Annotated in this window: 1 protein-coding gene and 1 tRNA gene; both read left to right on the plus strand. The window is 58.0% G+C overall.

Annotated features, from left to right (window positions below):
- Nucleotides 1-107: 107 nt before the first annotated feature.
- A complete protein-coding gene (locus NW819_RS14130; protein ID WP_414414135.1) occupies nt 108-794 on the plus strand; it encodes a Uma2 family endonuclease in 687 nt (228 codons plus the stop codon).
- Nucleotides 785-857 (plus strand) — tRNA-Ala (locus NW819_RS14135). Before NW819_RS14130 ends, NW819_RS14135 begins: the two co-directional genes overlap by 10 nt.
- The last annotated feature ends 23 nt before the right edge of the window (nt 858-880 follow it).

An 880-nucleotide genomic window follows, 5' to 3' on the forward strand; every position in this document is an offset into this window, starting at 1 on the left:
AGATTCGGGATCTGCGCCGCGATTTTCTGGAACGGCGTTAGCTTCCATCCAACCCTGGCCCAAGCGCTCACAGCCCTGCTCCCAGAGGAAGAGAGGGGTTGTGCGAGATGACAAGGCTAGTATGGCAGCAAAGAGACTTTTGGCCGAGACGGTTTATGGCTTTGGCAATGGGATCCGTTTCTGCACCATCAAGAGCTCGCCTGAGTTTGGCGGAATACCTTGCTTATTCGGATGGCAGTGATACCCGCTATGAGCTGGTGGCAGGGGAGTTGGTGCCCATGGCTCTTCCAACCGGACGGCATGTGCAGATTCAAAACTTTCTCAGCCGAGTTTTCGAGGCAGAGATTGCACGGCAGCAGTTGCCCTGGACAGCGATACAGGGGAGCCCAGGGATCCAGTCTCCGCGGGGCAATCGGTGGGCTACGGTGCGGATCCCGGATGTGGTGGTGCTGCCTCTGGAGCAGTGGCAGGAGATGGGATCCAGAGAGGCGTTGATTCGCCTGGAGGATCCGCCGCCGCTACTGGTGGTGGAGGTAGTCAGTGAGTCCAGCCGGGCAGCAGACTATCGGGCCAAGCGGGCGGAATACTGCGTTTTGGGAATTGGCGAGTATTGGATTGTCGATCCGCTGGAAGAAAAAGTAAGCCTGCTGCTGCTTCATGAAGGCTGGTACGATGTGCTGGAGCTGAAGGGATCCGATCCGGTATCCTCAAAGGTCTTTCCCAAGCTGGAGTTGCAGGCGGGGGAGATCTTGGCTGCGGATTCGGGTTATTCTGGTAAAGCTACGGGGAGTTAGCTCAGTTGGTAGAGCGCTGCGATCGCACCGCAGAGGTCAGGGATTCGAGTTCCCTACTCTCCATCGCCCTCACCCCTGGCCCCTCT

The organism is Synechococcus sp. R8-2 (genome assembly GCF_047461715.1).
In the GTDB taxonomy this organism is placed as follows: Bacteria; Cyanobacteriota; Cyanobacteriia; order Thermostichales; family Thermostichaceae; genus Thermostichus.

What these genes read in the sequence shown, in the direction of transcription:
- NW819_RS14130 (WP_414414135.1), top strand. Translation starts at nt 108, where the DNA reads ATGACAAGGCTAGTATGGCAGCAAAGAGACTTTTGGCCGAGACGGTTT.